The 23,251-nt window shown below is 56.9% G+C and carries 21 protein-coding genes; 10 read left to right on the top strand and 11 right to left on the bottom strand.

Going from position 1 to position 23,251, the window contains the following annotated elements; all coding sequences use genetic code 11:
- On the top strand, window positions 1–626 hold a 626-nt coding region (locus tag DWV16_RS19375; RefSeq protein ID WP_243007332.1), incomplete at its 5' end, for a CAP domain-containing protein.
- An 81-nt stretch (window positions 627–707) separates the two neighbouring features.
- On the opposite strand, the gene DWV16_RS14010 is transcribed toward DWV16_RS19375, so the two are convergent.
- From DWV16_RS14010 to DWV16_RS14020, 3 genes are read right to left on the bottom strand one after another with little or no spacing between them, the layout of a single operon-like run.
- Complete coding sequence (locus tag DWV16_RS14010; RefSeq protein ID WP_066458295.1) at window positions 708–1,076, bottom strand: VOC family protein; 369 nt, start codon at window positions 1,074–1,076, stop codon at window positions 708–710.
- A 46-nt stretch (window positions 1,077–1,122) separates the two neighbouring features.
- Window positions 1,123–1,914, bottom strand: coding sequence for a dihydropteroate synthase (locus DWV16_RS14015; protein ID WP_066458292.1), 792 nt, complete (start codon window positions 1,912–1,914; stop codon window positions 1,123–1,125).
- Complete coding sequence (locus tag DWV16_RS14020; RefSeq protein ID WP_158572901.1) at window positions 1,911–3,656, bottom strand: bifunctional homocysteine S-methyltransferase/methylenetetrahydrofolate reductase; 1,746 nt, start codon at window positions 3,654–3,656, stop codon at window positions 1,911–1,913. Before DWV16_RS14020 ends, DWV16_RS14015 begins: the two co-directional genes overlap by 4 nt.
- 228 nt (window positions 3,657–3,884) lie before the next feature.
- Between DWV16_RS14020 and DWV16_RS14025 the strand changes: the two genes are divergently transcribed.
- The 5 genes from DWV16_RS14025 to DWV16_RS14045 all read left to right on the top strand — a co-directional run bounded on the left by DWV16_RS14025 (window position 3,885) and on the right by DWV16_RS14045 (window position 10,746).
- Window positions 3,885–4,247, top strand: a complete 363-nt coding sequence (locus tag DWV16_RS14025; protein ID WP_066458288.1) for a BlaI/MecI/CopY family transcriptional regulator — start codon at window positions 3,885–3,887, stop codon at window positions 4,245–4,247.
- 4 nt (window positions 4,248–4,251) lie between these two features.
- Window positions 4,252–6,537, top strand: coding sequence for a M23/M56 family metallopeptidase (locus DWV16_RS14030; RefSeq protein WP_158572903.1), 2,286 nt, complete (start codon window positions 4,252–4,254; stop codon window positions 6,535–6,537).
- Window positions 6,538–6,714: 177 nt separating this feature from the next.
- Window positions 6,715–7,152, top strand: a complete 438-nt coding sequence (locus DWV16_RS14035; protein WP_242863723.1) for a MarR family winged helix-turn-helix transcriptional regulator — start codon at window positions 6,715–6,717, stop codon at window positions 7,150–7,152.
- A gap of 7 nt (window positions 7,153–7,159) precedes the next feature.
- Window positions 7,160–8,890, top strand: coding sequence for an ABC transporter ATP-binding protein (locus tag DWV16_RS14040; RefSeq protein ID WP_118479836.1), 1,731 nt, complete (start codon window positions 7,160–7,162; stop codon window positions 8,888–8,890).
- Window positions 8,890–10,746 carry an ABC transporter ATP-binding protein gene (locus tag DWV16_RS14045; protein WP_118479838.1) on the top strand — a complete coding sequence of 619 codons (1,857 nt, stop codon included), beginning with the start codon at window positions 8,890–8,892 and terminating at the stop codon, window positions 10,744–10,746. Before DWV16_RS14040 ends, DWV16_RS14045 begins: the two co-directional genes overlap by 1 nt.
- Before the next feature lie 129 nt (window positions 10,747–10,875).
- Here DWV16_RS14045 and DWV16_RS14050 read toward each other — a convergent pair whose 3' ends face one another.
- The 3 genes from DWV16_RS14050 to clpB all read right to left on the bottom strand — a co-directional run bounded on the left by DWV16_RS14050 (window position 10,876) and on the right by clpB (window position 15,307).
- On the bottom strand, window positions 10,876–11,961 hold the full coding sequence (locus DWV16_RS14050; protein WP_118479840.1) for a hypothetical protein: 1,086 nt from the start codon (window positions 11,959–11,961) through the stop codon (window positions 10,876–10,878).
- Entirely contained in the window at window positions 11,961–12,521 is a 561-nt protein-coding gene (locus tag DWV16_RS14055; protein WP_066458263.1) for an RNA polymerase sigma factor, read from the bottom strand. Before DWV16_RS14055 ends, DWV16_RS14050 begins: the two co-directional genes overlap by 1 nt.
- A gap of 179 nt (window positions 12,522–12,700) precedes the next feature.
- Entirely contained in the window at window positions 12,701–15,307 is a 2,607-nt protein-coding gene (clpB, locus tag DWV16_RS14060) for an ATP-dependent chaperone ClpB (protein WP_066458261.1), read from the bottom strand.
- Window positions 15,308–15,544: 237 nt separating this feature from the next.
- Between clpB and DWV16_RS14065 the strand changes: the two genes are divergently transcribed.
- Together DWV16_RS14065 and DWV16_RS14070 are read left to right on the top strand one after the other, a co-directional pair.
- Window positions 15,545–15,862, top strand: coding sequence for a DUF6442 family protein (locus tag DWV16_RS14065; RefSeq protein WP_066458258.1), 318 nt, complete (start codon window positions 15,545–15,547; stop codon window positions 15,860–15,862).
- A 1-nt stretch (window position 15,863) separates the two neighbouring features.
- Window positions 15,864–16,073 carry a helix-turn-helix transcriptional regulator gene (locus DWV16_RS14070; protein ID WP_066458255.1) on the top strand — a complete coding sequence of 70 codons (210 nt, stop codon included), beginning with the start codon at window positions 15,864–15,866 and terminating at the stop codon, window positions 16,071–16,073.
- A gap of 67 nt (window positions 16,074–16,140) precedes the next feature.
- Here DWV16_RS14070 and fba read toward each other — a convergent pair whose 3' ends face one another.
- A complete protein-coding gene (gene fba, locus DWV16_RS14075; RefSeq protein ID WP_118479842.1) occupies window positions 16,141–17,004 on the bottom strand; it encodes a class II fructose-1,6-bisphosphate aldolase in 864 nt (287 codons plus the stop codon).
- A gap of 177 nt (window positions 17,005–17,181) precedes the next feature.
- Between fba and DWV16_RS14080 the strand changes: the two genes are divergently transcribed.
- Entirely contained in the window at window positions 17,182–18,567 is a 1,386-nt protein-coding gene (locus DWV16_RS14080; RefSeq protein ID WP_118479844.1) for a sodium:alanine symporter family protein, read from the top strand.
- Entirely contained in the window at window positions 18,557–19,246 is a 690-nt protein-coding gene (locus DWV16_RS14085) for a YjjG family noncanonical pyrimidine nucleotidase (RefSeq protein ID WP_118479846.1), read from the top strand. Before DWV16_RS14080 ends, DWV16_RS14085 begins: the two co-directional genes overlap by 11 nt.
- Before the next feature lie 44 nt (window positions 19,247–19,290).
- Here the strand turns inward: DWV16_RS14085 and DWV16_RS14090 are convergent, their stop codons facing one another.
- From DWV16_RS14090 to DWV16_RS14110, 4 genes are all read right to left on the bottom strand, one after another.
- Window positions 19,291–20,409: a chorismate mutase gene (locus tag DWV16_RS14090; RefSeq protein WP_066458246.1), complete on the bottom strand. Its 1,119-nt coding sequence runs from the start codon at window positions 20,407–20,409 to the stop codon at window positions 19,291–19,293.
- 19 nt (window positions 20,410–20,428) lie between these two features.
- On the bottom strand, window positions 20,429–21,448 hold the full coding sequence (gene aroF, locus DWV16_RS14095) for a 3-deoxy-7-phosphoheptulonate synthase (RefSeq protein ID WP_066458244.1): 1,020 nt from the start codon (window positions 21,446–21,448) through the stop codon (window positions 20,429–20,431).
- 326 nt (window positions 21,449–21,774) lie between these two features.
- Window positions 21,775–22,086: a hypothetical protein gene (locus tag DWV16_RS14105; protein WP_118479850.1), complete on the bottom strand. Its 312-nt coding sequence runs from the start codon at window positions 22,084–22,086 to the stop codon at window positions 21,775–21,777.
- A gap of 59 nt (window positions 22,087–22,145) precedes the next feature.
- Window positions 22,146–23,180 carry a sugar kinase gene (locus DWV16_RS14110; protein ID WP_066458233.1) on the bottom strand — a complete coding sequence of 345 codons (1,035 nt, stop codon included), beginning with the start codon at window positions 23,178–23,180 and terminating at the stop codon, window positions 22,146–22,148.
- Window positions 23,181–23,251: the final 71 nt, after the last annotated feature.

Raw genomic sequence — 23,251 nt, forward strand, 5'->3', positions numbered from 1 at the left:
CTTCCGAAGCTGCTGCCGCCGAGGCCGCCGCAAAGGCCGCTTCCGAAGCCGCTGCCGCCGAGGCCGCCGCAAAGGCCGCTTCCGAAGCCGCTGCCGCTGAGGCCGCCGCAAAGGCCGCTTCCGAAGCCGCCGTCGCCGAGGCCGCCGCAAAAGAAGCCAAATCCCAAAACAAAGCGGTCACCGGTTCAAATTTTTACAGCAAGGTCGAATCGGCCATCATCAAAAAAATCAACAAGGAACGCGTGGACAACGGCCTGGAGGAACTTGAATACAATGAGGATCTGCGTTCGGCGGCGCGAATTCGCAGCCGGGAGCTTTGCAAGGCCCGCAAATTTTCCCACACCCGGCCCAACGGTGACGACTGGTCGACTGTCATCAAAGAGGATGTGCCGATCGATTTCATCACAGCCGGTGAAAACCTCTGCACGACCGAATATAACGACCCGTCCGCCAACTACGCGACGTCCGCGTCCTTCTGGTTCAACGAGTGGAAGGACAGTCCGCCCCACTATGAAAATATCCTGCGCGAGGACTTCACCCATATTGGCGTGGGTGTGTACATCGTGGAGAAGGACGGTTGGACCCGTGCTTATGCCACCACTGAATTTGCGCACCTGCCCAACTGACCTATTGATTAAAAGCGGCCCCGCTCCTATGGAACGGGGCCGCTTTTTCATATTTCTTCTGCCGGCGCGCCGGCCATACCGTCATATGTTCCGCGGAACAATTTCAATCCAGTAGCCGTCCGGGTCGCTGATGAAATAGATTCCCATACCGGTATTTTCAAAGCAGATGACATCCATCTCCCGATGTTTTTGGCGGGCCGCTTCAAAGTCGTCCGCCATCAGTGCCAGATGGTACTCGAGATCCCCCAGGTTGTAGGGCTCCTTACGGTCTCGCAGCCAGGTCAGCTCCAGGGTAAATCCGGTCTGTCCGTCGCCCAGGTAGACAATTTTGAACGAACCGTCTGCGGCGTTTTTTTCACGCACCGGTTTGAGGCCAAGCGCTTCCTCATAAAATTTGAGGCTGCGCTCGAGGTCGAGGACGTTGAAATTGAAATGGTTGAAAGTGAGCATTTACATTCTCCTTTTGCTTTCGGAATTGGATATTTATTGAAGCGGATCATGCTTCCTGGCTGCGGATATAGGTGATATACTCCATACAGTAGTCGTCCAATCCCGCCACGACATTCGCGGCTGCAAGCGCATCCCGCATAGCCGGGCTGGCCGGGTCGATAATCGCGCTCGAAAGTCCCGTGAACACCGCCGCCGAAAGGAACGCCGCATTCACCAGCGCCCGGCGTGGCAGGCCGAACGAAACGTTTGAAAGCCCGCAGGTGGTTTTCACATCGGGATAGTGTTCCCGCACATGGCGGACAGCGCCGATCGTATTGCGCGCGCTTTCGCTGCCTGTCGCAAGTGTCTCAACCAACACGTCGACATAGATCTTTTCATCCGCAAAGCCGGCCTCCCGCAGTTTTTTCACCAGAAGGTCGATCTTACCACATTTGTCTTCAAGCGAATGCGGCATGCCGTCCGCATCGATTGGAAGCCCTACGACCGCCGCCCCGCTTTCCCTGGCAAGCGCGGTCACCCAGCCGAACCGTTCGTCAATTGTTGCTGAATTAAGGATCAGTTCCCGTCCGGCGGCGGCTTCAACCGCTCTGGACATAACCGCTTCATCAGTCGTGTCAATCATAATTCCACAGTCGCAGTGCGACTTGATCAGCCCGATCACCCAGAGCATCCGATCAAGCGCGTCCTCCCCGCAGATCGCGGTGTTCACATCGAGAAACCGGGCGCCCGCGTCCGCCTGACGGCGGATCAGCGCCACAATCGAAGCTTCATCCCGCGCGTTCATCGCTTCACAGGCCGCAGGGATCGAGCTATTGAGTTTTTCTCCGATTAAAATCATCTTCCTGTTTCCCCCATTTTTTTGATTTCCCGCATCAGGCCGCGCACGATTGCCACCCTGCGCAGCGGCGTCATAATATAAAAGCCGTCAGCTTCGTCATAAATCTGCCGCGCGATCCCCGCGCTGTAGGCTATCGAGATCTCCGCCGCCTCTTCAGGGGTTTTGTCTCTGAGACGTTCCACCACGTCGGGCGGTATCTCGATACCGGAGACCTCATTTGCCAGAAAGACCGCGTTGCGGTAACCCGCGACCGGCAATATCCCCGCAAACAGCTTGCATCCCAACGCCGCGCGCGCCGCGCGGAAATTTTCAACCGCCTCCCGGCTGAAGATCGGCTGGGAAAAGAGCATCTTCGCCCCCAGCGCCACCTTGCGCTGGGCACGCGCGAGCTCCGCTGGGAAATTCACCGCGTTGACATTGAGCGCCCCCGCGACCAGGAACGGATTCTCGGTGAATAGTTCATCATTGAGGCTCTCAATGAAGGAAATGAGGTCATACGAATTAAAACTGAACACCCCGTCCGGCTTTCGCCCGCCTGTCTGGATTGGCGGGTCCCCGGTGAGCGCCAGTATTCTGGAAATCCCTTCGGACGCCGCGCCGAGCAGGCTTGCCTTAAGCGCGTTCTGGTTGCGGTCGCGGCAGGTGATGTGCGGCAGCACCTCAATCCCGGCTTCGCGGCGGATCCGCGCCGCCATCATGACGCTGTCCGCGCGCGGACGCGAAAGCGGCGAATCCGCAATCGTGATCATGTCCGCGCCATCCGCTTTGAGCGACGCCGACGCGGAAAGCAGAAACGAACAGTCATAATCGAGGGGCGGGTCAAGCTCAACGGCGATCACCTTGTCGGTTCGCGCGAGGAAGTCGGTATTTTTCCGCCGTGTTTCCGAGATGCCGTGTTGTCCGGACGGCTGTACCGTTTTTTCCCGGCGTTCGGCCCTCCGGACCCTTTCGGACGCAAGCGCGATATGCCGCGGCGTGGAGCCGCAGCAGCCGCCCAGAATATCCGCACCCGTCTCATAGAGCTCCGCCAGCTTCTGAGCGAAATAGTCCGCATTGTCCTCAAAGACCACCCGTCCGTTTATCGCGGAAGGATATCCGGCGTTTGGCATTGCGATAAACGGCTTGGGGAACCCCCCAAGCGACCCGGCCAGTTTCAGCATATGGCTGGGACCGCAGACGCAGTTGAGGCCCGCCGCATCGATCCCCCCATTTTCCCAGGCCTCGCCCAGCAGCGTGCGGTAATGCAGGCCGCGCCGGGTATAGCCGTCCGGCGAAACGGCAAATGAAACAAACACCGACGCATCCGGCGCGGCCTTTTTGATTTTCTCCACCGCCGGAACGATCAAAGCGTATTCCGCGAGCGTTTCAAATAGAAAATCCTTCGCGCCAAGCGAAAGAAACCACCCGGCAATCTGTTCATAATCGGCGGCGGCGGTTTCGAGCTCACTCCCCCCGATATCCGCGAACACCCGCGCGCCATAGGGTTTTGCGGCGGCACAGGCATTTTCCCATCCCGCTTTGATCACTGCATAAAGACGTTCCGGGTCCGCTTCCAGCGACGGATTGGCAGCGAAGGTATTGGTTTTGATAGCGTTGGAACCGGCTTCGAGGTACTCCCGATGAATTTTCCGCACCGTCTGCGCATCGGTACGGTTTGCAAGCTCGCACGGACGTTCGTCCCCGGTGAGGCGCAGATAGTAGGTTCCGAACGCGCCGTCAAAAAACAGCGGTCCTGCCGGCACACGATCCCCTCCCCTCAAGCATTTTCGTTTTATGATACCGCAAGCGTGAAGCGTACGGTGGGATAATTGGCCATCGGATAATATGATAGAATAGCCGCTCTGCGGCTATTCTATCATATTATTTATGAAACTTCCAGTGCGGCCGGAACATTTCGCTTGACATTTACTACATGATGTAGTAATATTTAATCACTACAAGCTGTAGTATAAAAACAGCGAGGTGAGATCATGCAAAAACTTTCCGATTCCGAGCTTGCAATCATGCAGCATATTTGGCGTGGGGCCCGCCCTGTCACCGCAGGCGGGCTGGTCGGCGCCTTCTGCGAAAGCCGCGGCTGGAAGATTCAAACGGTCAACACCTTCCTCACCCGGCTGACGGAAAAAGGGTTCCTGACTGTACGCAAGCAGGGGCACCAGAATTTATACAGCGTGACGGTCAGCGAGGCCCAATACCGTGCCGCTGAAACCCGCAGCTTCCTCGACGAAATCCACGGCGGTTCGGTGCAGAGCCTGATGGCCGCGCTTTACCAGTCCGATGGCCTCACAGCGGACGACGTCGCGGAACTCAAGCGCTGGCTCAGCGAGAGGTGAAATGATGACAGCATTCTTTTTTGAAAAAATCCTTCCCCTGACCCTTGCCGGTTCGGCGGTCGCCCTTCTGGCGCTGCTGTTTTCCCCGTTCGCACGCAGAAAATTCTCCTGCCGTTGGAATTACTACAGCTGGGCAGCGGCCCTGCTGCTCTTCCTCATCCCGTTTGCGCTGCCGGTCCGATCCGCCGCGCATACCGCTGCGGCCGTTCCCGAATGGACCGCCGCCATTCCGTTTGCCGTCCCGGATTTTGCGGCAGCGGCGCAGGCCTCCGCGATTTCCGCCATCCCCTGGCAGACGGTTTTTGCGGCAATTTGGCTTGCCGGAACCGCGGCGCTGGGTATAAGATATCTCGTCGCCGCCGCACGTTTTTACCGGGAACTGAAAAAAGCCTGCGTGCCGGCCGAAGAACCGGAAATCCAAAACCTTTTCGCAGCCTGCAAAAAAGAGCTGCAAATTCGCCGCAGCATCCCGCTCTCTCTTTGCGGAAAGGTTTCCTCCCCGATGCTTGTGGGGCTTTTCCGACCGCGCATTGTCCTGCCTGACACGGCGCTTCGTCCGCAGGAATACCGGCTGGTCTTTCTGCACGAGCTGACCCATTACCGGCATGCCGATCTCTTTTATAAAGCGGCGGCACTTGTGGTCTGCACGCTGCACTGGTTCAACCCGCTCGCCTGGATCGTCCTGAAACGGGTAAACCTTCTCTGCGAACTCGCCTGCGACGAATCGCTTGTGCGCGGCATGGAACGCGAGGAACGCCGCAATTACGGGATGGCCATCCTCAATATCATGGGCGACACACGGTTTGCGCCCCCGGTTTCCTCCGCCTTCAGCCTGCAGAAGGAACAGCTCCGACAGCGGCTTTCCCGCATCATGGACGGCCAAAAATCCACCCGTCTGCTTGTCTGCGCCGGGGTTTTCGCCGCCGCGCTGCTGCTATTTGTCGGTGTTTCGGTTTCCTCTTTCGTGCTTGCGGACAGGGACGGAGAGGCAGTCGTCATCGGCGGAGCGGACGGTCCCACCGCTGTCTTCACCGTCTCAACGAAATCGGAGGAACTGCCCGACGAATTGATTGGGCAGGTGATGGCTTCGATCAAATTCGATACCGAGCAGGGGCTTATCCGGTACGGCCTGCCCGCTGGCGCGGATAAAATCCGCGCTGAAAAGGGCTGGCGGATAGAGTTGGTAATCGCCGGCCGGCGCGCCGGCGGAAACTATCAGGAATTCTTACGCGAAAAGGATTTACAGGGCGGCTCCATCAACTTCTGCACGGTGGACTTGCATGAAATGGAATCCTGCTGGACGGAAATCACCCTCTATGACAGGGACGGAATTTTCCTCGTGCGTGCCGCCGTGCCGTGGGAACCCGGCCAGCAATCCGATCCGGTCCCTGCGCTCAAAACCTTCTATGACCAACTTGGCGCTTCGGCGGGCGACACCATCCGGCTCACCAGCGGCGACGGCGCGTCCGGCACGATGGTCCTGCCCGACCTGGACGCGGTCTCCGACCTTCCCGCCGCCCAGAGCCTGCTTTTACAGCTGACCACCGCGCCAGTGGTAGAACTCATCGGCAAAACCGACGGTTCGGTTTTGGCCGTCCGCACCAATCCCAAGCTGGAGATGGAAACCTCCCGACTGCGTCTGCCAGTTCCGCTGCCGCAAAACCGCGCTGTTTCCATCTCGATTACCGCAATCCAGAACGGCAAAGAAACGGTTGCTGAAACGATCCAGCCGGAGGATGCAGACCAGTGGTCACCGGCGCTCGCCGGAAAAGGGCGCGAAACGGTCGAAATCCAGCTCGACGGCGCGCCATATAAGGTTTATGAGGTGGATTTCGTCCAGCGCAGCTACCTGCTCACCGGGGATGGCAGCGCGGACACGGCCCTGCCGCCGGACGACGGGATCTATACCGGTGAAGCACTTGACATCAGCCTGCAAAAACCGGTGGACAACGCATATGTCAGCGCCGGGTTCCAATCCTATCACGGCCATACGGGGATCGACCTCGCGGCGGAAAAAGGGACGGAGATCCGCGCGGCCGCAGACGGGGTCGTCCTCACGAGCAAATATTCCGTGTACGGCTATGGGAACTATCTGATCATCGACCATGGGAACGGCATCCAGACCCTTTACGCACAGTGTGACGAACTTGCCGCCGAAGCCGGCGATAAGGTGGAGCAGGGACAGTTGATCGCCACCGTCGGGCGCACGGGAAACGCCACCGGAAACCATCTGCATTTTGAGCTGCGCTGCAACGGACAGTATGTGGACCCGACTGCATATTTTATTTGAGAAATCCAATCTCTGATGGGGCAAACTGCTAAAATTAAGTGCGAATTTTTTGTGAACAATTCCCTTTTCACGTTGACTTTGGTTAACAATTCCTCTAAAATTAGTTAGACGGCTAATAATTAGCCGTCTAACTAATTTTATTTACAAGCAAGTCAAGGAGATGGTCTTTTGAGCGATGTGAACGATGCAATCCGTTTGGACTGGGCGCTGCATGCCCTGCAAAAACAGTGCCTTGCCCGACTGTTTTTCAATCACAGTATCCATTTTGGCCAGCCGCCCCTGCTCTGCACGATCAAAAAGCTCGGCTCATGCAGCCAGAATGAGCTGGCGCGCACCCTGAATGTATCCCCCGCGTCGATCGCGGTTTCGCTCAAGCGGATGGAGAAATCCGGCTATATCCAGAAGATGCACGATCCGAACGACCTGCGTTCCAACCGCATCGCGCTGACCGCCGCGGGCCAGGAAGCCGCATGCTGGTCGGAAGACGTGCTGCGGGATGTAACCCGCCAGAAATTCGCTGGCTTCACCGAGGAGGAATGCGGCCAGCTTATGCATTTTTTTGCCAGAATGCAGCAAAATCTCATTGACTACAAAAATCAGCTCGAAACGGAGTGACCCTATCTTGCGGAAAATTCTTTCCTATTTTTCCCCTTATAAGAAGCCGATTGTCATCGCAGTCGCCTTCATGCTGCTCGACGTCGTCTGCGAAGTGATACAGCCCACCTTGATGTCGAATATCGTCGGAAAGGGCATCCAAAGCGGCAACATCCCCTATATCCTCGGTACCGGTGCCATCATGATCCTGACCGCGCTCATCGCGATTGTCGCGGGCTTCGGCAACGCGCGCAATTCCGCAATCGCGGGTGTCGGCTTCGCGGCAAACCTGCGTCGGGGACTTTTTGAAAAGGTACAACAGTTCTCGTTTAAAAACATCGACGATTTCTCCACCGCGTCGCTCGCCACAAGGCTCACAAACGACGTCACCCTCATGCAGAACTCCGCCATCATGGGGCTGAGGCTGATGATCCGCGCGCCGCTCATGTTCATCTTCGCGATGATCATGGCGGTTCGGATGAACGCCGAACTGGCCGTGATCCTCTGCATTATCATCCCGGCGGTCGTGCTCTCGCTCGCCTTTATCATCCGCAAAGCCATGCCGCTTTTTGACAAGATGCAGGGCCGGGTCGACGCGCTCAACGGCAGCGTGCAGGAAAACCTCACCAATGTGCGCGTCGTCAAGTCCTTCGTCCGCCAGGACTATGAAAAGGAAAAGTTTGAAACCGCCAACAACAGACTGATGGAAGCCTCGCTGCGTGCGATGAACGTGGTCATCTTCAACATGCCGGTGCTCATGTTCATCATGAATATGTCCGCCGTCTCGGTCATCTGGTTCGGCGGCGGTCAGGTCATTGAGGGCAGCCTCAATGTGGCCGAAATGACCGCCTTCATCAACTACATCTTTCAGATCCTCATGAGCCTCATGATGCTTTCGATGATGTTCATCCTCTTCTCCCGCGCGTCCGCTTCCTTCAAGCGCGCCCGCGAGGTGCTCGAAACCGAGATCGACCTCACCGACAGCGAAAACGCTGAAAGAGCGCCAAAAATCCGCGGCGACGTGGAATTCGACCACGTTTCGTTCAAATATGCGGCGGAACATGAAGAATACATCCTGAAGGATATCTCCTTCACCGCGAAGGCCGGCGAGGTCATCGCGATCATTGGAGGCACCGGCGCGGGCAAGAGCTCGCTCGTGCAGCTCATCCCGCGGCTTTACGACGCAACCGAAGGCGCAGTGCGCATCGATGGGAAGGACGTGCGCGGCTACACCGTCGAATCCCTGCGCAGCCAGATTGGCGTGGTACTCCAGAAGAATACCCTCTTCTCCGGCACCATTGCACAAAATCTGCGCTGGGGCAACCCGCACGCCACCGATGAGGAGATTGTCGAGGCCGCGAAAGCCGCTCAGGCGCACGACTTCATCGAATCTTTCCCGAACGGTTATGACACCTGGATCGAACAGGGCGGCGTAAATGTCTCAGGCGGGCAGAAGCAGCGGCTCTGTATCGCCCGCGCCATGCTCAAAAAACCGCCGATCCTGATCCTCGACGACAGTACCAGCGCGGTTGACACCGCAACCGAACAGCGCATCCGCCAGGCGTTCGACACCACACTGAAGGACACCACCACCTTCATCATCGCGCAGCGTATCTCGTCGGTGAAGGACGCGGATAAGATCATCATCCTTTCGGATGGGAAGGTCAGCGCGATCGGTACGCACGACGAGCTGCTCAAAAATAACGAGGAGTACCAGGAGATCTATTACTCCCAGCAGGAAAAGGAGGCGACTGCGTAATGCCGGGACCGCATAAACAATCGGCCATGCAGAAGCCGAAAAACTTTAAGCTTTCGATCGCCTTCGTCTGGGGTTACCTGAAACGCCGCAAGGTCCTGCTCATCCTGGCGGGCTTCATGGTGTTTCTCAATATCGGCGCTTCCTTGGCCGGAACCGCCATGCTCCAGCCCATCATCGACAATTTCCTGCAGCCGGTTCATGAAATTACCGCCACGCAGCGGTACGCGGGACTCGCGTCCGGTGTTCTCACGCTGCTGTGTATCTATCTGGTTTCGGTGGCTGCAAGCTATCTGCAATCGAAACTGATGCTGAACGTCACCCAGGGGTCCATCAACGACCTGCGCCGGGAACTTTTTGACCATCTGCAGGAGCTCTCGGTGCGCTATTATGATACCCATACCCACGGCGAGATGATGAGCCGTTTTTCCAACGACGTGGACACCCTCAATGACGCGCTCTCGAACTCGCTTACCTCCCTCTTCTCGAGCGTTATCACCCTGGCGGGCATCCTGGGGCTCATGCTTTCGAAAAGCATCCCGCTCACCATCCTCACCCTTGCGATGGCGCCGCTGATGCTGTTTGTGGCGGGCCGGCTCATGAAGCGCAGCAGCAAGTACTTTATCGCCCAACAGGCGAATCTCGGAAAGGTCAACGGCTACGTCGAGGAGATCATCACCGGCCAGAAGGTCGTCAAGGTCTTCTGCCATGAGCCAGACGCGGTGGAGGAATTCAACCGCCTCAACGGCGAACTGCAGGAGGCGGCGACCACCGCGCAGAGCTATTCCGGTCTCATGATGCCGGTCATGATGAACATCACCACCATCAACTATGCGCTCGTCGCGGTCATCGGCGGCGTATTGTCGGTCTTCGGCATCATGAGCGTGGGCGCGCTGGTCGTCTTTCTGCAGCTCACCCGCCAGTTCGGCCGCCCGATCACCGAGGCTTCCAGCCAGTATAACGCGGTCATCACCGCGATCGCGGGCGCTGAACGGATTTATGAGGTCATGCGGGAACCCGCTGAAGAACCTGATCCGCCGCATGCGGCTGACCTTGTGCAGGCTGGCCATGACTATTTCTGGCAGCGCTACCACGAGGATGGGACCCCCGCGGACCGGGTGCCGGTCGCAGGAGACGTGCGCTTTTCCGATGTGACTTTTGGCTACGTCCCGGAAAAGACGATTCTCAAGGACATCTCGCTCTATGCGAAACCCGGCCAGAAAATTGCCTTCGTCGGCTCCACCGGCGCGGGCAAAACCACCATTATCAACCTGCTCACCCGCTTTTATGATATTGAACACGGCACCATCACAATCGATGGGATCGATCTGCGTGCGATCAAAAAAGACAGCCTGCGCCGTGCCATGTCGGTGGTCCTGCAGGACACCCACCTCTTCACCGGAACCGTGCGGGAAAATATCCGTTACGGGCGGCCCGCCGCCACCGATCAGGAGATTGAGGACGCTGCGAAGCTGGCCTCCGCGCATTCGTTTATCTCCCGCCTTCCGCACGGCTATGACACGGTGATCGAAGGCGACGGCGCGAACCTTTCCCAGGGACAGCGCCAGCTTCTGAACATTGCGCGCGCCGCAGTAGCCGACGCGCCGGTGCTCATTCTCGACGAGGCGACCAGCTCGGTTGACACCCGCACCGAGCGCCATATCGAACATGGACTCGACCGGCTGATGCAAGGCCGTACCACCTTTGTGATCGCGCACCGTCTGTCGACCGTGCGCAATTCCAACGCCATCATGGTGATGGAGCAGGGCCAGATCATCGAACGCGGCAACCACGAGGACCTGATCGCGGAACATGGGCGTTACTACCAGCTTTACACCGGCGTGGCCGAACTCGACTAATCCCCAAAATTCAAAAGGCTTGCCGCATTCTTTGCGGCAAGCCTTTTGATCGTCTTTCAGGGCGGTATTTCAGCAGCAGTCCCAGGGATTCAAAACCCTGATGAAATTAAATCGTGTCAGATTTTCCATTTAGTCGTCATCATTGTCATCATCGCCGTCGTCATCATCGCCGTCGTCATCATCGTCGTCGCCGTCGTCATCATCGTCGTCATCGTCATCATCATTCTGAGGGCGGCTCTTTTGTTCGTATTTCTCACGGTCATCGTCGTCCTGGTTGTCGTCCCAATCATCGTCATCCCGATCGTCATCGTCCCAATCGTCGTCCCGATCATCGTTATCGTCCGTGTCCTCGATCCAGTCGTCGCGGTCGTCATCCGCGCCGCTGCGGTCGTTCAGTTCGTCGATCGTATCCTCGATCTTGTCGTCGAGGTCGTCATCCCAGTCATCATCATCCACGATCACGATATCGTTGATGTTGAGGCCGCGTTCGGAAATGAGCCTTGCCAATTCCTTAATCGGCAGCGTGACAAGCTCTTCGGCGGTAAGCGACGGGTCCTTCGCGATCAACTTTCGGATAAAATCCGCGCGGCCGATTGAGATGCTGTACCGGTCGGCAAACTTCTGCAAATCTTCAAGACCGCTGTCCAGCGTTTCGCTCTGGCGGTAGACCCTCGCCTGCGTTTTACTTTCCCGCAGCATCCCATCCACCATGCCGGCAAGCCGCTCCTGGAGCGCTTCGGCCTTCTGTACATCCTTGTTTGCAACCGAAATCAGGATTGCATTGTCGGCTCTATCGGCGCTGAGATAGCCGTTTTGAAACATCGAGCCGATAATCGCGTTGGTCGCCACGTCGATCTGCACCTTGCGCAGATCCATCCCGCCGAGCACCTTTTCTGCATCGGCACCCGCTGCCTCACACTTGATCACCCTCTCCTTATCATCGATCGAAAGCTCGACGCCAGGATTCACATCGATGCTCACGAGCGCGTCGACCCGTGGGACAAACGCCGTCAGCCCGCCCAGGCAAATCAGGAACGCCGCCGCTGCCGAACCGACCGCGGTCACCAAACGCCTTTTTCGTTTGGGCGGCTGAATATTTTCAAACCGCACCACATTGCCGCCGTTTTCCGCGTCCGCTTTCAAAATCCGATCCAGGAGATCTGGGGATGGCGAAACCGCGCGCCGAAGCGACGCTTCAATCTCACTGCGTTTCATCAGTATCCCGCCTCCTTCATCGCTTTCTGTAATTTTTTGATCGCCCGGTTGTAGGCTGAAAGCGCCGAACCGATCGGCATTTCAAGCTGTGCGGCGACCTCCCGGAACTTGAGCCCGGCCACCGCGTGCAGCAGCACGATCTGCCGGTCGCGGTCCTCAAGAATTTCCAGCGTCTTTTGCAGCACCAGTTTATCGACGCTCGAAACGGTATCGTCTTTCGTTAGAAAATTTTCATAATCCGCAAAATCGGCGGTTTCCCGCTTTTTGCGCAGTTCCATATAAGCCAAGTTCTTTGCAACCGTAAAAATCCATGCCAGCGGCTTGCCGCGCGGCTGGTAGGAGCCGATCGAACGCTTCACCGAAAGATAGGTGTCCTGCATCAGGTCCTCGGCGAGCGCGTGGTTTTTGACAATCGAAAGCAGCAGACAGTAGACCGCCTGCTGGGTCGCATGATAAAGGCGTGCGAATGCGTCGCCATCGCCCTGCGCGACCAGAAGCATCATCTCATCGGTCAGCGCGGGTGGTTTTGTTTCAGTCTGGATGGTGGCGAACAACAGCATATCCTTTACCCTCTCATCTACCTAATGCGCCGCCCGGCTGTTTTATTGCAGGCCGGCGCAAAAAAATTTTCAAAATCCATTATACCGGAACCGCACCCGTCCCGCAACCTACTTTACAAGGATTTTACACTAGGACGAAAAAAAGGCCGCATCCAAATGGGACGCGGCCTTTTGATGACTTATTTTACAATGTGGATCACAAGGTCTCCACCGCTGACATCCACCTCGAGGCGGGTATTCGGCGCGAGATCCTCGGCAATGATCATGCGGGCAAGCAGCGTTTCCACCTTGTGCTGGAGGAACCGTTTGAGCGGGCGCGCCCCATAAACCGGGTCGTATCCGTGCTCGACCACAAACTCCTTTGCCGCCGGCGTGATCGATAGAGTGAGCTGTTTGTCCGCCAGGCGTTTTTGCAGACCGGCCATCAGCAGATCGACAATCTGCCCGGTCTCCGCCCGGGTGAGCGGTTTGTAAAACACAATCTCGTCGAGCCGGTTGAGGAATTCCGGACGGAACTGCTGCTTTAAGAGCACATCCACCTGTTTGCGGGCTTCCTCGGTGATCTGCCCATTCTGATCAATACCGTCGAGAATATATGGGGAACCAAGATTGCTGGTCAGGATGATAATCGTGTTCTTGAAATCGACCGTGCGGCCCTGGCTGTCGGTGATACGGCCGTCGTCGAGCACCTGTAAGAGAATATTGAAAACGTCCGGATGGGCTTTTTCGATCTCGTCGAACAGCACAACCGCATATGGTTTGCGGCGCACCGCTTCGGTGAGCTGGCCGCCTTCCTCATAGCCGACATATCCCGGAGGCGCACCGATAAGGCGGCTGACCGCGTATTTCTCCATGTATTCGCTCATGTCGATGCGCACGATGTTCTTCTCGTCGTCGAAAAGCGCCTGCGCCAGAGCCTTCGCGAGCTCGGTCTTGCCGACGCCGGTCGGGCCCAGGAACAAAAATGATCCGATCGGGCGGTGCTGGTCCTGGATGCCCGCGCGCGAACGCAGGATCGCTTCCGAAACGGTCCGCACCGCCTCATCCTGGCCAATGACCCGCTTATGCAGGATATTCTCCATGCCCAGCAGCTTCTCGCGCTCTCCTTCCATCAGCTTCGCGACCGGAATGCCGGTCCAGCGGCCGACGATCCGCGCGATCTCCTCTTCGGTGACCTTGTCTCGCAGAAGGGTGCTGTCCTTTTCGGCTTCGCCCGCGAGCTTCTCCTCGGCTTCCAGCTCCTTCTGCAGGGCGGGGAGTTTGCCGTATTTGAGCTCGGCGGCCTTGTTGAGGTCGTAGCTGCGTTCCGCCTTCTCGATGTCGGCGTTCACCTGTTCAAGTTCCTCGCGCAGCTTCTGCACCTTGCCGATGGCGTTCTTTTCGTTTTCCCAGCGCGCTTTCATCGCCTTGAAGCGTTCGCGCATCTCAGCGAGCTCCTTCTGGATCTCTTTCAGATGTTCCTGCGAAATCTGGTCCTTCTCCTTCTTGAGCGCGGCCTCTTCAATCTCATGCTGCATGATCTTGCGCGAGAGGTCGTCGAGCTCGCTCGGCATCGAATCCATCTCGGTGCGGATCATGGCGCAGGCCTCGTCCACCAGGTCGATCGCCTTATCCGGCAGGAACCGGTCGGAGATGTAGCGGTTCGAGAGCGTCGCCGCCGCAATGAGCGCCTGGTCCTGGATCTTGACGCCGTGGAATACCTCATACCGCTCCTTGAGCCCTCGCAGGATCGAAATGGTGTCCTCCACGGTCGGCTCCGGCACCATGACCGGCTGGAACCGGCGTTCGAGCGCGGCATCCTTCTCGATGTACTGGCGGTATTCGTTCAGGGTGGTCGCGCCGATGCAGTGCAATTCGCCGCGGGCGAGCATCGGCTTTAAAAGGTTGCCGGCGTCCATGCTGCCCTCGGTCTTGCCCGCACCGACAATGGTGTGCAGCTCGTCGATGAACAGGATGATTTTGCCCTCGCTCTTTTTGATCTCCTGCAGCACAGCCTTGAGGCGCTCCTCGAACTCGCCGCGGAACTTCGCCCCCGCGATCAGCGCGCCCATATCGAGCGAGAATATGGTGCGGTCCTTGAGGTTCTCCGGCACGTCCCCGCGCACGATGCGCAGCGCAAGCCCTTCCGCGATGGCGGTTTTGCCGACGCCCGGCTCGCCGATCAGAACCGGGTTGTTCTTGGTCTTGCGGGACAGGATACGGATGACGTTGCGGATTTCGTTGTCACGGCCGATAACCGGGTCAAGCTTCTGGTTGCGGGCCAGCTCGACGAGGTCAGAGCCGTATTTTTTGAGCGCGTCATAAGTGTCCTCCGGGCTGTCCGAGGTGACGCGGGTGTTGCCGCGCACGCTCACGAGTGCGTTGAGGAAACCGTCCTTGGTGAGCGAAAACCGTTGGAAGATCGCTTTGAGCGCGCTGTTTGGGCTTTCGAGCAGCGCGAGCATGACGTGCTCGACCGAGACGTACTCATCCTTCATGCGTTCGGCGTGGCGTTCGGCCGCGACGAGCGTGCGATCCACCTCCTGGGAGATGTAGATCTTGCCCTGTTCCCGGCCGGGTCCGGAGACGCGGGGGAGTTTCTCAATTTCGGCACGGACCTCCCGTCCGAGCGCGGCGGCGTCAGTCCCCATTTTTTTGAGCATCTGTCCGATGAGCCCTTCCTGCTGGGAGATCAGCGCGTCGAGCAGGTGCTGCTGCTCGATCTGCATGTTCTGGTACTCGACCGCGAGGTCCTGCGCGGACTGCAGGGCTTCGAGCGATTTCTGGGTAAATTTCTGAGCGTTCATAGGTGAAATCCCTCCTCATGTATATGAATGAATGTTTTAACCAAATAAAGCTTGTTAGCACTCTATATCATTGAGTGCTAATTGTATTGTAAATCACTTCTTCCCAAAAATCAAGTACAAATTGTAAACTTTTTATTGCAAAGTTTTCTTTTCATATTGACAAGTTTACTTGACAATACGAAAAGTTTGCTGTACACTGTAGTTGCAGTAAAACACATGAGGAAAAGAGGACTCTCTATGGACCGGGAAGAAATCCTGAAGCGCGGCCGCGAAAGCAACCTGGACGAACGGGAAAAATGGATCGACGACCACGCCAAAATCGTCGGTGTATCCGCCTTTCTGGTGACGTTCATCGCTCTGGTGATCGCAAAGCTGGCCGCCGGGCAGCCGACCCACGACCTGCAGGCGCTTTTCTGGGCGTACGCCGCAACGGAAGTGTACTGCCGCTATCGCCACAAAAAACAATCGGCACTTCTCGCCACCGCGATCCTCAGCGGCTTTTGCGCGCTTGCAAATCTCGCCGCGGCACTCATCGGGCTGTTCGCAGGTGGCTGATATGGAAGAAAAACTGGTTTTGCAAAACCGCCTGCGGGTCGCCCGGGCGGAAAGGCGGATCTCCCAGGGGGGGCTGGCGGAAATGGTCGGCGTCTCCCGCCAGACGATCAGCTCGATCGAAAACGGACAGTTCTGTCCGAGCGCAAAGCTCGCGCTGCTCTTATGTGTGGCGCTTGAGAAGCGGTTTGAAGAGCTTTTTTATTTTGAATGAGCAAGAGAAAACGGGCGGGATTCCTGCAAAAGCATGAATCCCGCCCGTTGCACATAGGATTTTACAGTCAGGCCTTCCCCACTGAGCCGAACAGTTCCATTTTCTCCCGAATCGTGTCACAGATTGCCTGGGTTCCCGGTGCAAGCAGCTTGCGCGGGTCAAAGCCCTTGCCCACAAGGTCCTTGCCCGCCTCAATATACCTGCGGGTCGCCGCGGCAAACGAAAGCTGACATTCGGTGTTGACGTTGATCTTCGCCACGCCCAGCGAAATCGCCTTTTTGATCATCTCTTCCGGGATGCCGGTGCCGCCGTGCAGTACCAGCGGCACCCCTTCGGTCAGCGCCTGGATCTTTGCGAGCGCGTCAAAATCAAGTCCTTTCCAGTTGGCAGGGTATTGGCCATGAATATTGCCGATGCCCGCTGCGAGCATGGTAACGCCGAGGCCGGCGATCCGTTTGCATTCCTGCGGGTCGGCGATCTCGCCCGCGCCGACCACGCCGTCCTCCTCGCCGCCGATCGACCCGACCTCGCATTCGACCGAAAGGCCCTTTTCCCTGCACAGCGCAATGATTTCCCTGCTCTTTGCAATATTTACATCGATCGGATCGTGCGAGCCGTCGAACATGATCGAGGTGAAGCCCGCCTCGATTGCTCTTTTCGCTCCTTCATAGGTGCCGTGGTCGATATGAAGAGCCACAGGGATGGTAATCCCCAGTTCCCCGATCATCGCCCGCACCATTGCCGCGACTGTACAAAAGCCGCACATATATTTGCCCGCGCCCTCGGATACGCCAAGGATCACCGGCGAATTTTGCTCCTGTGCGGTAAGCAGTACCGCTTTGGTCCATTCCAGATTGTTGATATTGAACTGCCCGACGGCATATTGACCAGCTTTGGCCTTTGTCAGCATTTCTTCTGCGGATACCAGCATCGTTTCCCAGCTCCTACTCTTTGGTTTTTTTCTAACAACGGTTTCTTTATGTGGAATAAGCGCAGACCATAAAACGTTTTGTCCATTCCGTACTGCTTTACAAACGAATCGCCCATGATATATAATTTTGCTTAGGTGTAGATGTGTTTATGCAAAATAGGATGGAGGAGGTATCATATGGAGGGGTTTGTCAAACTGGTTACCGATCTTAACAAACTGGTCAATGATTTTGTCTGGGGACCGGTTATGATCGCTTTTCTCATGCTGGTCGGCGTCTATTTCACTATCGGCACCGGTTTTTTTCAGATCCGCAAATTCGGGCTTTGGATGAACGAAACGCTGTTTGCCATTTTTCGCAACAAAGAGGTACATAACAAACGCGACCCCCACGCCATCTCCCAGTTTCAGGCGCTTTCCACCGCACTGGCGGGCACCATCGGGACCGGAAACATCGTCGGCGTGGCCACCGCGATCGTCTCCGGCGGCACCGGCGCGGTCTTCTGGATGTGGGTGAGCGCCTTTCTTGGGATGATGACCAAATATGCGGAAAACGTCCTGGGCAACCACTACCGTTACAAAAACGAAAAGGGCGCGTGGGTCGGCGGCCCGATGATCTATATCGAACGTGGACTCCACTGTAAATGGCTGGCGGTGCTCTTTTCGCTTTTCTGTCTGATCGCCTCATTCGGCATTGGCAACATGACCCAGGCCAATTCGATTGCGGGCGCGCTTTCGGCTTCGCTCGGCATTGCGCCGCTCGCGACCGGCATCGTGATCTCGCTGGTCATCGGTCTGGTAATCCTCGGCGGGCTCAAGCGCATCGCCTCGGTCACCGAAAAGCTGGTTCCGTTCATGGCGCTTTTCTATATCACCGGCGGCGTCTACATCCTCATTGTCAATCACAAAGCGATTCCGGCGGCGTTTGCCTCCATCTTTGCGAATGCGTTCAGCTTTGAGGCGGTCGGCGGCGGCGTGGGCGGTTACGTCATCATGCAGGCGATCCGCTACGGCGTGGCGCGCGGCATTTTCTCGAACGAAGCGGGGCTTGGCAGCTCGGTCATCGTAAACTCCGCCTCAAACGTCAAGGAGCCGGTCCAGCAGGGCATGTGGGGCATCTTTGAGGTGTTCGCGGACACGATTATCGTCTGTACGATCACCGCGCTCACCATCCTCACGACCGGGGCGGCCGAAATCGGGCTTGAGGGCGCCGCGCTTTCCATTGAGGCATTCTCACATGGGTTCGGGGCATTTGGCGCCGTTTTCATCACAGTGGCAATTGCCTGCTTCGCATTTTCCACCATGCTTGGCTGGTCGTATTACGGTGAACGCGCGCTCGAATATCTCTGCGGATTAAAGCCGCTTATCCTCTACAAGCTTTTGTTCATCGGCATGGCCTGTGTCGGCTGCGTCACCAATCTGAAGCTCGTGTGGGACATCTCTGACACCTTCAATGGCCTGATGGCCATCCCAAATCTGATTGCGATCGTCTTTCTGTCCGGGAAGGTTTTTTCTATCACCCGGGATTATCTTGCCCGAAAAAGAACTGATAAATATGAAATATGACATTCTTTTACTTGACGCGGACGATACCCTCTTTGATTTTGGCCTTGCCGAGCGGGAAGCCATCCGGCGGGTCTGCCGGCAGCGGGGCTTGCCGGCCAGTGACGCGGTCTGTGACCGTTACAGCGAAATCAACCTTTCACTCTGGAAAAAATTTGAGCAGGGCCTGGTCACACAGGACCGGCTGCGGGCCGAACGGTTTGAAATCCTGCTCGCAGAGCTCGATGCCCGGGACGACGCGCACGCATTCAGCGAAGCATACACCGATGCGCTCGGTGAAGGAGCATTTCTGCTCCCCGGCGCGTACGAGCTCTGTAAGGAACTTTCCGCGCGCTGTCCGCTTTACATCGTGACAAACGGCGTCATCCGCACACAGAAAAACCGTCTCGCGCATTCGCAGATCGCACCATTTATCTCCCGGATGTTCATCTCCCAGGAGCTCGGCGCGCCGAAGCCCCGCCGGGAATTCTTTGACCGGGTATTCGAGGCGCTCGGCGGACCGGACCGGTCGCGCGCCATTATCCTGGGCGACTCGCTCACCTCCGACATGGCGGGCGGCCGCAATGCCGGCATTGCCTGCTGCTGGCTCGCGCCATCCGGCGCCGAAGGCGATCCCGCACTTTACGACTACCGCATTGATACGCTCTCCGGCTTTATCCCCATCGTAATGGGAGAATCATAAAAAACGGGCCTTCCGAATTCGCCGGAAGGCCCATTTTTTTGTCGTCACTTTGCCGCGCGATAGGCCCCGAGCAGCCGGTAGCGGACCGAATCGCGGGAGAGCTTTTCGAGCGCCGCACGCACCGCATCGTCCGCGATATTGCCTTCAAAATCCACATAGAACAGGTAATTCCACGCCGCGTCGGGCAATGGTCGGGATTCGATCTTCACCATGTTGAGCCGGTTGTCGGCAAAGGTGCGCAGCGTCTGGTAAAGGTTCCCCGCCTCGTTCGCAATCGAAAAAACAACGCTGATCTTGTCGGCGTTCTCCGGTTCCAACGTGCGGCCAATCACAATGAACCGGGTCATGTTGTCCTGGCGGTTGTTGATGTCCGGTGCGATGACCGAAAGGCTGTAAAGCGCCGCCGCGCGTTTGGACGCGATTGCGGCTTTGGTGAGGTCGCCGGATTCGGCCACCATCTTGGCGGACACCGCCGTATTATGGTAAGGGACCAAATCCCATTCCCGATGCCCGTTCAGGAAGGTGGAACTCTGTTCGATCCCCTGCACATGGGAGTAGACCGTTTTGATCGTCTTGAGCGTCGCCCCCGGCAGGCCGACCAGATTCTGGCTGACGCGGCAGCAGTGCTCTCCGACAATGAAAAATCCATAGCTGCCAAGCAGGTCGTAAACAGCGGAAATCGCGCCGGTGGAGCTGTTTTCGATCGGCAGTACGCCGTAGTCGATCTCCTTTTTTTGCAGTGCCCGAAAGACGTCCTCAAACTCCGGATAGGCGATCCGTTCGCGTTCGTCCCCAAACGTCTCGACCAGCGCCTGCTCCGAGAAGGAGCCGGCTACCCCCTGGAATCCCACCGCCCCGGTGAGCGGATGCGCGGCGGTGACAGGCGGTTCGCCCGGTTCGATGTCCCGGCGCTGGGCCGCGCGGGAAATCTCCATCGCAGCATTCATAAAGCGGGCCGCGTCCTGCGCGTACCCCTTGTCCTGCAGGTGCTCCACCGCCTGCCGCAAGACCGCCTGCTCCCTGCCCGCCTGCAAAACCGGCAGATGGTTTTCTTTTTTGTAGCGGCCGACTTTGCGCACCACATCCATCCGCTGTTCAAACAGCCGGATGAGCGCGGCATCTATCTCATCGATTTCCTTCCGGTAGCCATCCAGTTCCGACATGCTGTTTCCTCCCCAGTCCTTATGCAATGTTACGGCCGATCGCTTTGGCGATGCCGCGGATTTCTTCCATCAGTTCCCCGAACACACAGGGTTTGATCGACTGCTGGCCGTCGCACAGGGCGTTGGCCGGATCGTTATGCACTTCGACGATGAGCCCGTCCGCGCCGACCGCGACCGCCGCTTTCGCAAGCGGTTCGACCATCCACCATTTGCCCGATGCGTGGCTTGGATCGACCACAACCGGCAGGTGGCTCAGCTTTTTGACCGCGGGGATCGCGGAAAGGTCGAGCGTGTTGCGGGTGTAGTTCTCGAAGGTGCGGATGCCGCGTTCGCAGAGGATAATCCGCTCGTTGCCGCCTGACATAATATACTCGGCGCTCATCAGCCATTCCTCGATGGTGGCGGAAAGCCCGCGCTTGAGGAGGATCGGCTTGTCGGTGTGGCCGAGCTCCTTTAGGAGCTCGAAGTTCTGCATGTTGCGCGCGCCGACCTGGATGATGTCCACGTCCTTGACGAAAACCTCGATATCATAGGGCGACATGATCTCGGTGACGATCGGCAATCCGGTCTTTTCGCGCGCCTCCATCAGCAGTTCGAGCCCGTCGTATTTGAGCCCCTGGAAAGCGTATGGCGAAGTGCGCGGCTTGAAGGCGCCGCCGCGTAGGAAATTGGCTCCGAGCGCCTTGACCTGTTCGGCAATGCCGCAGATCTGCGCCTCGCTTTCGATCGAGCAGGGGCCCGCGATCACCGCCAGCGGGCTGTCCCCGCCGATCTTCTGGCCGCGCACGTCGATCACGCTCGGTTCGGGATGGAACATCTTATTCGCCTTTTTGAACGGCTCTGCCACGTGCATGACCCGTTCGACGTTGCGGTTGGCTTCGATCCAGGTATCGTCAAGCTTACTGGTATCGCCGACCAGACCCAGGATAATCAGGTTTTTACCGATGACGGGATTTACCTCCACACCTTTTGCAGTGAGCGCGTCGGAGAGCTTTTCAATTTCCTTCTGTTGGGTGCCGGGTTTCATGATTACGATCATCTTTTGTTCCTCCAAATCTGTTTCATGCGCGTGGGCCCCATTTTCGCACATACAAAAAGAGAACCCATTGCGTCAATGAGTTCTCTTACAACAATTTCTGAAAAATCTTTGGAAATTCCAGAACCTACCTGCTCATCAAACACAATCTATTTTCGCAGCAAAAAAAGCCGGTGCTAAAGTAAAAGCCCCAGCTGAAAAAGCCGAAAAATCGATTCTGTTGTGCATTCGGTCTGTTCATGATAAATCTCCGTGAATGGATTTTTGTTATCCTCATTATAGCAAGATTATACAATCTGTCAAGCGTTTTTTTCATTTTTCCTACAAGTTCAACGATCTTTCCCCCTGCGGAACAGCAGCCCAAACAAGCATCCCAACAGGTTTACGGCCGCAAATGCCGGAACATAGATCCATGCGGATTCGTTATAAAAAATCCAGATGGTTGGAAGCATGAACGCCCCGACCAGCACCGGAAAATACCAGCAAAACGGATGTCCGGCTGTGTATAGGAACCCGCCCAAAAAGCAGCAGAGCGGCATAATAAGAAGCAATGCGATGATGAAAAAGCCAGTGCTGCCTCCAAACGGCGGAAGCAGATAAAACGGCAGAACACACAGCAAGAGATATGGGAGCATTTTCATTGGGTAACCTCCTAAAAAATCCCCGTCGACCGGCGGGGATTTTTATTTGTTCTCTGGTTTTACCGGTTGAGTTCGTCCCCAGCAACGCCGGAGTTGTGCGCCGCGATCACCCGGCTGATCTCCGCAAAATCGGAAGCGGGCATGTCGCCCAGGGTGGTATTCTTCACAGCGGACATCGCATTACCATAGTCGACCGCCTGTTGGACACTGTCATATTTGAGCAGGCCGAACAACGCACCCGCGACATACGCGTCGCCGGAACCGATCCGGTCGACCACGTCGATATCCTCGAATGGACGGCCGGTGTAAATTTTATCCTCCGCATGGGAGTAGATAATCGAATTAAACGAATGGCATTTCGGACTTTTAACCTTGCGCTGGGTCGACGCGACGATCCGGCAGCCGAACTGCTCACAGTAACCGCGCATGATCTCCTCCATCGTACCCGAGCGCTGCATCATCCGGCGGCTGGTCTCCTCTGAAACGAACAGGATGTCTATGTACGGCAGGATCTTGCAGATGGTTTTTCGGGCCGTTTCTTCGTCCCAAAGGTTCGCGCGGTAGTTCACATCGAACGAGATCGCCGCACCGTTTTCCTTAAAGCGCCTCACCATCTCGACCGCGGTATCCCGCACCTGGTCGCTCAGCGCGAGTGTGATGCCGCTGGTATGAAAAACGCGGGTACTTTGATAGATTGCCGGATCGATCTCCCCAATCGAAATACTGTTGATCGAAGAATACGCCCGGTCATAGAGAACCGCGGGCTTGCGCGGATAAGCGCCGCTTTCGGAATAATAAATGCCGACGCGGGCGCGCTCGGAGGAATCATAGATAAGATAGTCGTCGCTCACGCCATAGAAACGGATCTTATTTTTGATGAATCGCCCCATGTCATTGTCCGGAATCTTGGTCACAATACCGGTGCGCAGCCCCAGGAGTGAAATGCCCGAAACCACATTGAGCTCGCTGCCGCCCGGCCGCTTCTCCAGAAGCTCCGACTGGCTGAGCCGCTCGAGTCCCGGTGGGGAAAGCCGCAGCATGATCTCACCAAAGCTGATGACGTCAAATTCCCTTTGTTCACCGCCAAAATTCATAGTACACACTCCAATTTCATTCGAAAATCCCTTCGATTTCGAAACTACCCCACTTTAACAAAATTATACCA

Origin of the sequence: Anaerotruncus sp. AF02-27 (assembly GCF_003465835.1) — a bacterium.
Taxonomy (GTDB): domain Bacteria; phylum Bacillota; class Clostridia; order Oscillospirales; family Ruminococcaceae; genus Anaerotruncus; species Anaerotruncus rubiinfantis.

Coding starts and splice junctions, on each gene's coding strand:
- DWV16_RS14110 (WP_066458233.1), bottom strand. CDS start 23,180: ATGAATTTTGGCGGTGAACAAAGGGAATTTGACGTCATCAGCTTTGGT.
- aroF (WP_066458244.1), bottom strand. CDS start 21,448: ATGATCGTAATCATGAAACCCGGCACCCAACAGAAGGAAATTGAAAAG.
- DWV16_RS14045 (WP_118479838.1), top strand. CDS start 8,890: ATGCCGGGACCGCATAAACAATCGGCCATGCAGAAGCCGAAAAACTTT.
- DWV16_RS14070 (WP_066458255.1), top strand. CDS start 15,864: ATGGAAGAAAAACTGGTTTTGCAAAACCGCCTGCGGGTCGCCCGGGCG.
- DWV16_RS14080 (WP_118479844.1), top strand. CDS start 17,182: ATGGAGGGGTTTGTCAAACTGGTTACCGATCTTAACAAACTGGTCAAT.
- DWV16_RS14085 (WP_118479846.1), top strand. CDS start 18,557: ATGAAATATGACATTCTTTTACTTGACGCGGACGATACCCTCTTTGAT.
- DWV16_RS14010 (WP_066458295.1), bottom strand. CDS start 1,076: ATGCTCACTTTCAACCATTTCAATTTCAACGTCCTCGACCTCGAGCGC.
- DWV16_RS14090 (WP_066458246.1), bottom strand. CDS start 20,409: ATGTCGGAACTGGATGGCTACCGGAAGGAAATCGATGAGATAGATGCC.
- DWV16_RS14065 (WP_066458258.1), top strand. CDS start 15,545: ATGGACCGGGAAGAAATCCTGAAGCGCGGCCGCGAAAGCAACCTGGAC.
- DWV16_RS14105 (WP_118479850.1), bottom strand. CDS start 22,086: ATGAAAATGCTCCCATATCTCTTGCTGTGTGTTCTGCCGTTTTATCTG.
- DWV16_RS14030 (WP_158572903.1), top strand. CDS start 4,252: ATGACAGCATTCTTTTTTGAAAAAATCCTTCCCCTGACCCTTGCCGGT.
- DWV16_RS14055 (WP_066458263.1), bottom strand. CDS start 12,521: ATGCTGTTGTTCGCCACCATCCAGACTGAAACAAAACCACCCGCGCTG.
- DWV16_RS14025 (WP_066458288.1), top strand. CDS start 3,885: ATGCAAAAACTTTCCGATTCCGAGCTTGCAATCATGCAGCATATTTGG.
- clpB (WP_066458261.1), bottom strand. CDS start 15,307: ATGAACGCTCAGAAATTTACCCAGAAATCGCTCGAAGCCCTGCAGTCC.
- fba (WP_118479842.1), bottom strand. CDS start 17,004: ATGCTGGTATCCGCAGAAGAAATGCTGACAAAGGCCAAAGCTGGTCAA.
- DWV16_RS14050 (WP_118479840.1), bottom strand. CDS start 11,961: ATGAAACGCAGTGAGATTGAAGCGTCGCTTCGGCGCGCGGTTTCGCCA.
- DWV16_RS14015 (WP_066458292.1), bottom strand. CDS start 1,914: ATGATTTTAATCGGAGAAAAACTCAATAGCTCGATCCCTGCGGCCTGT.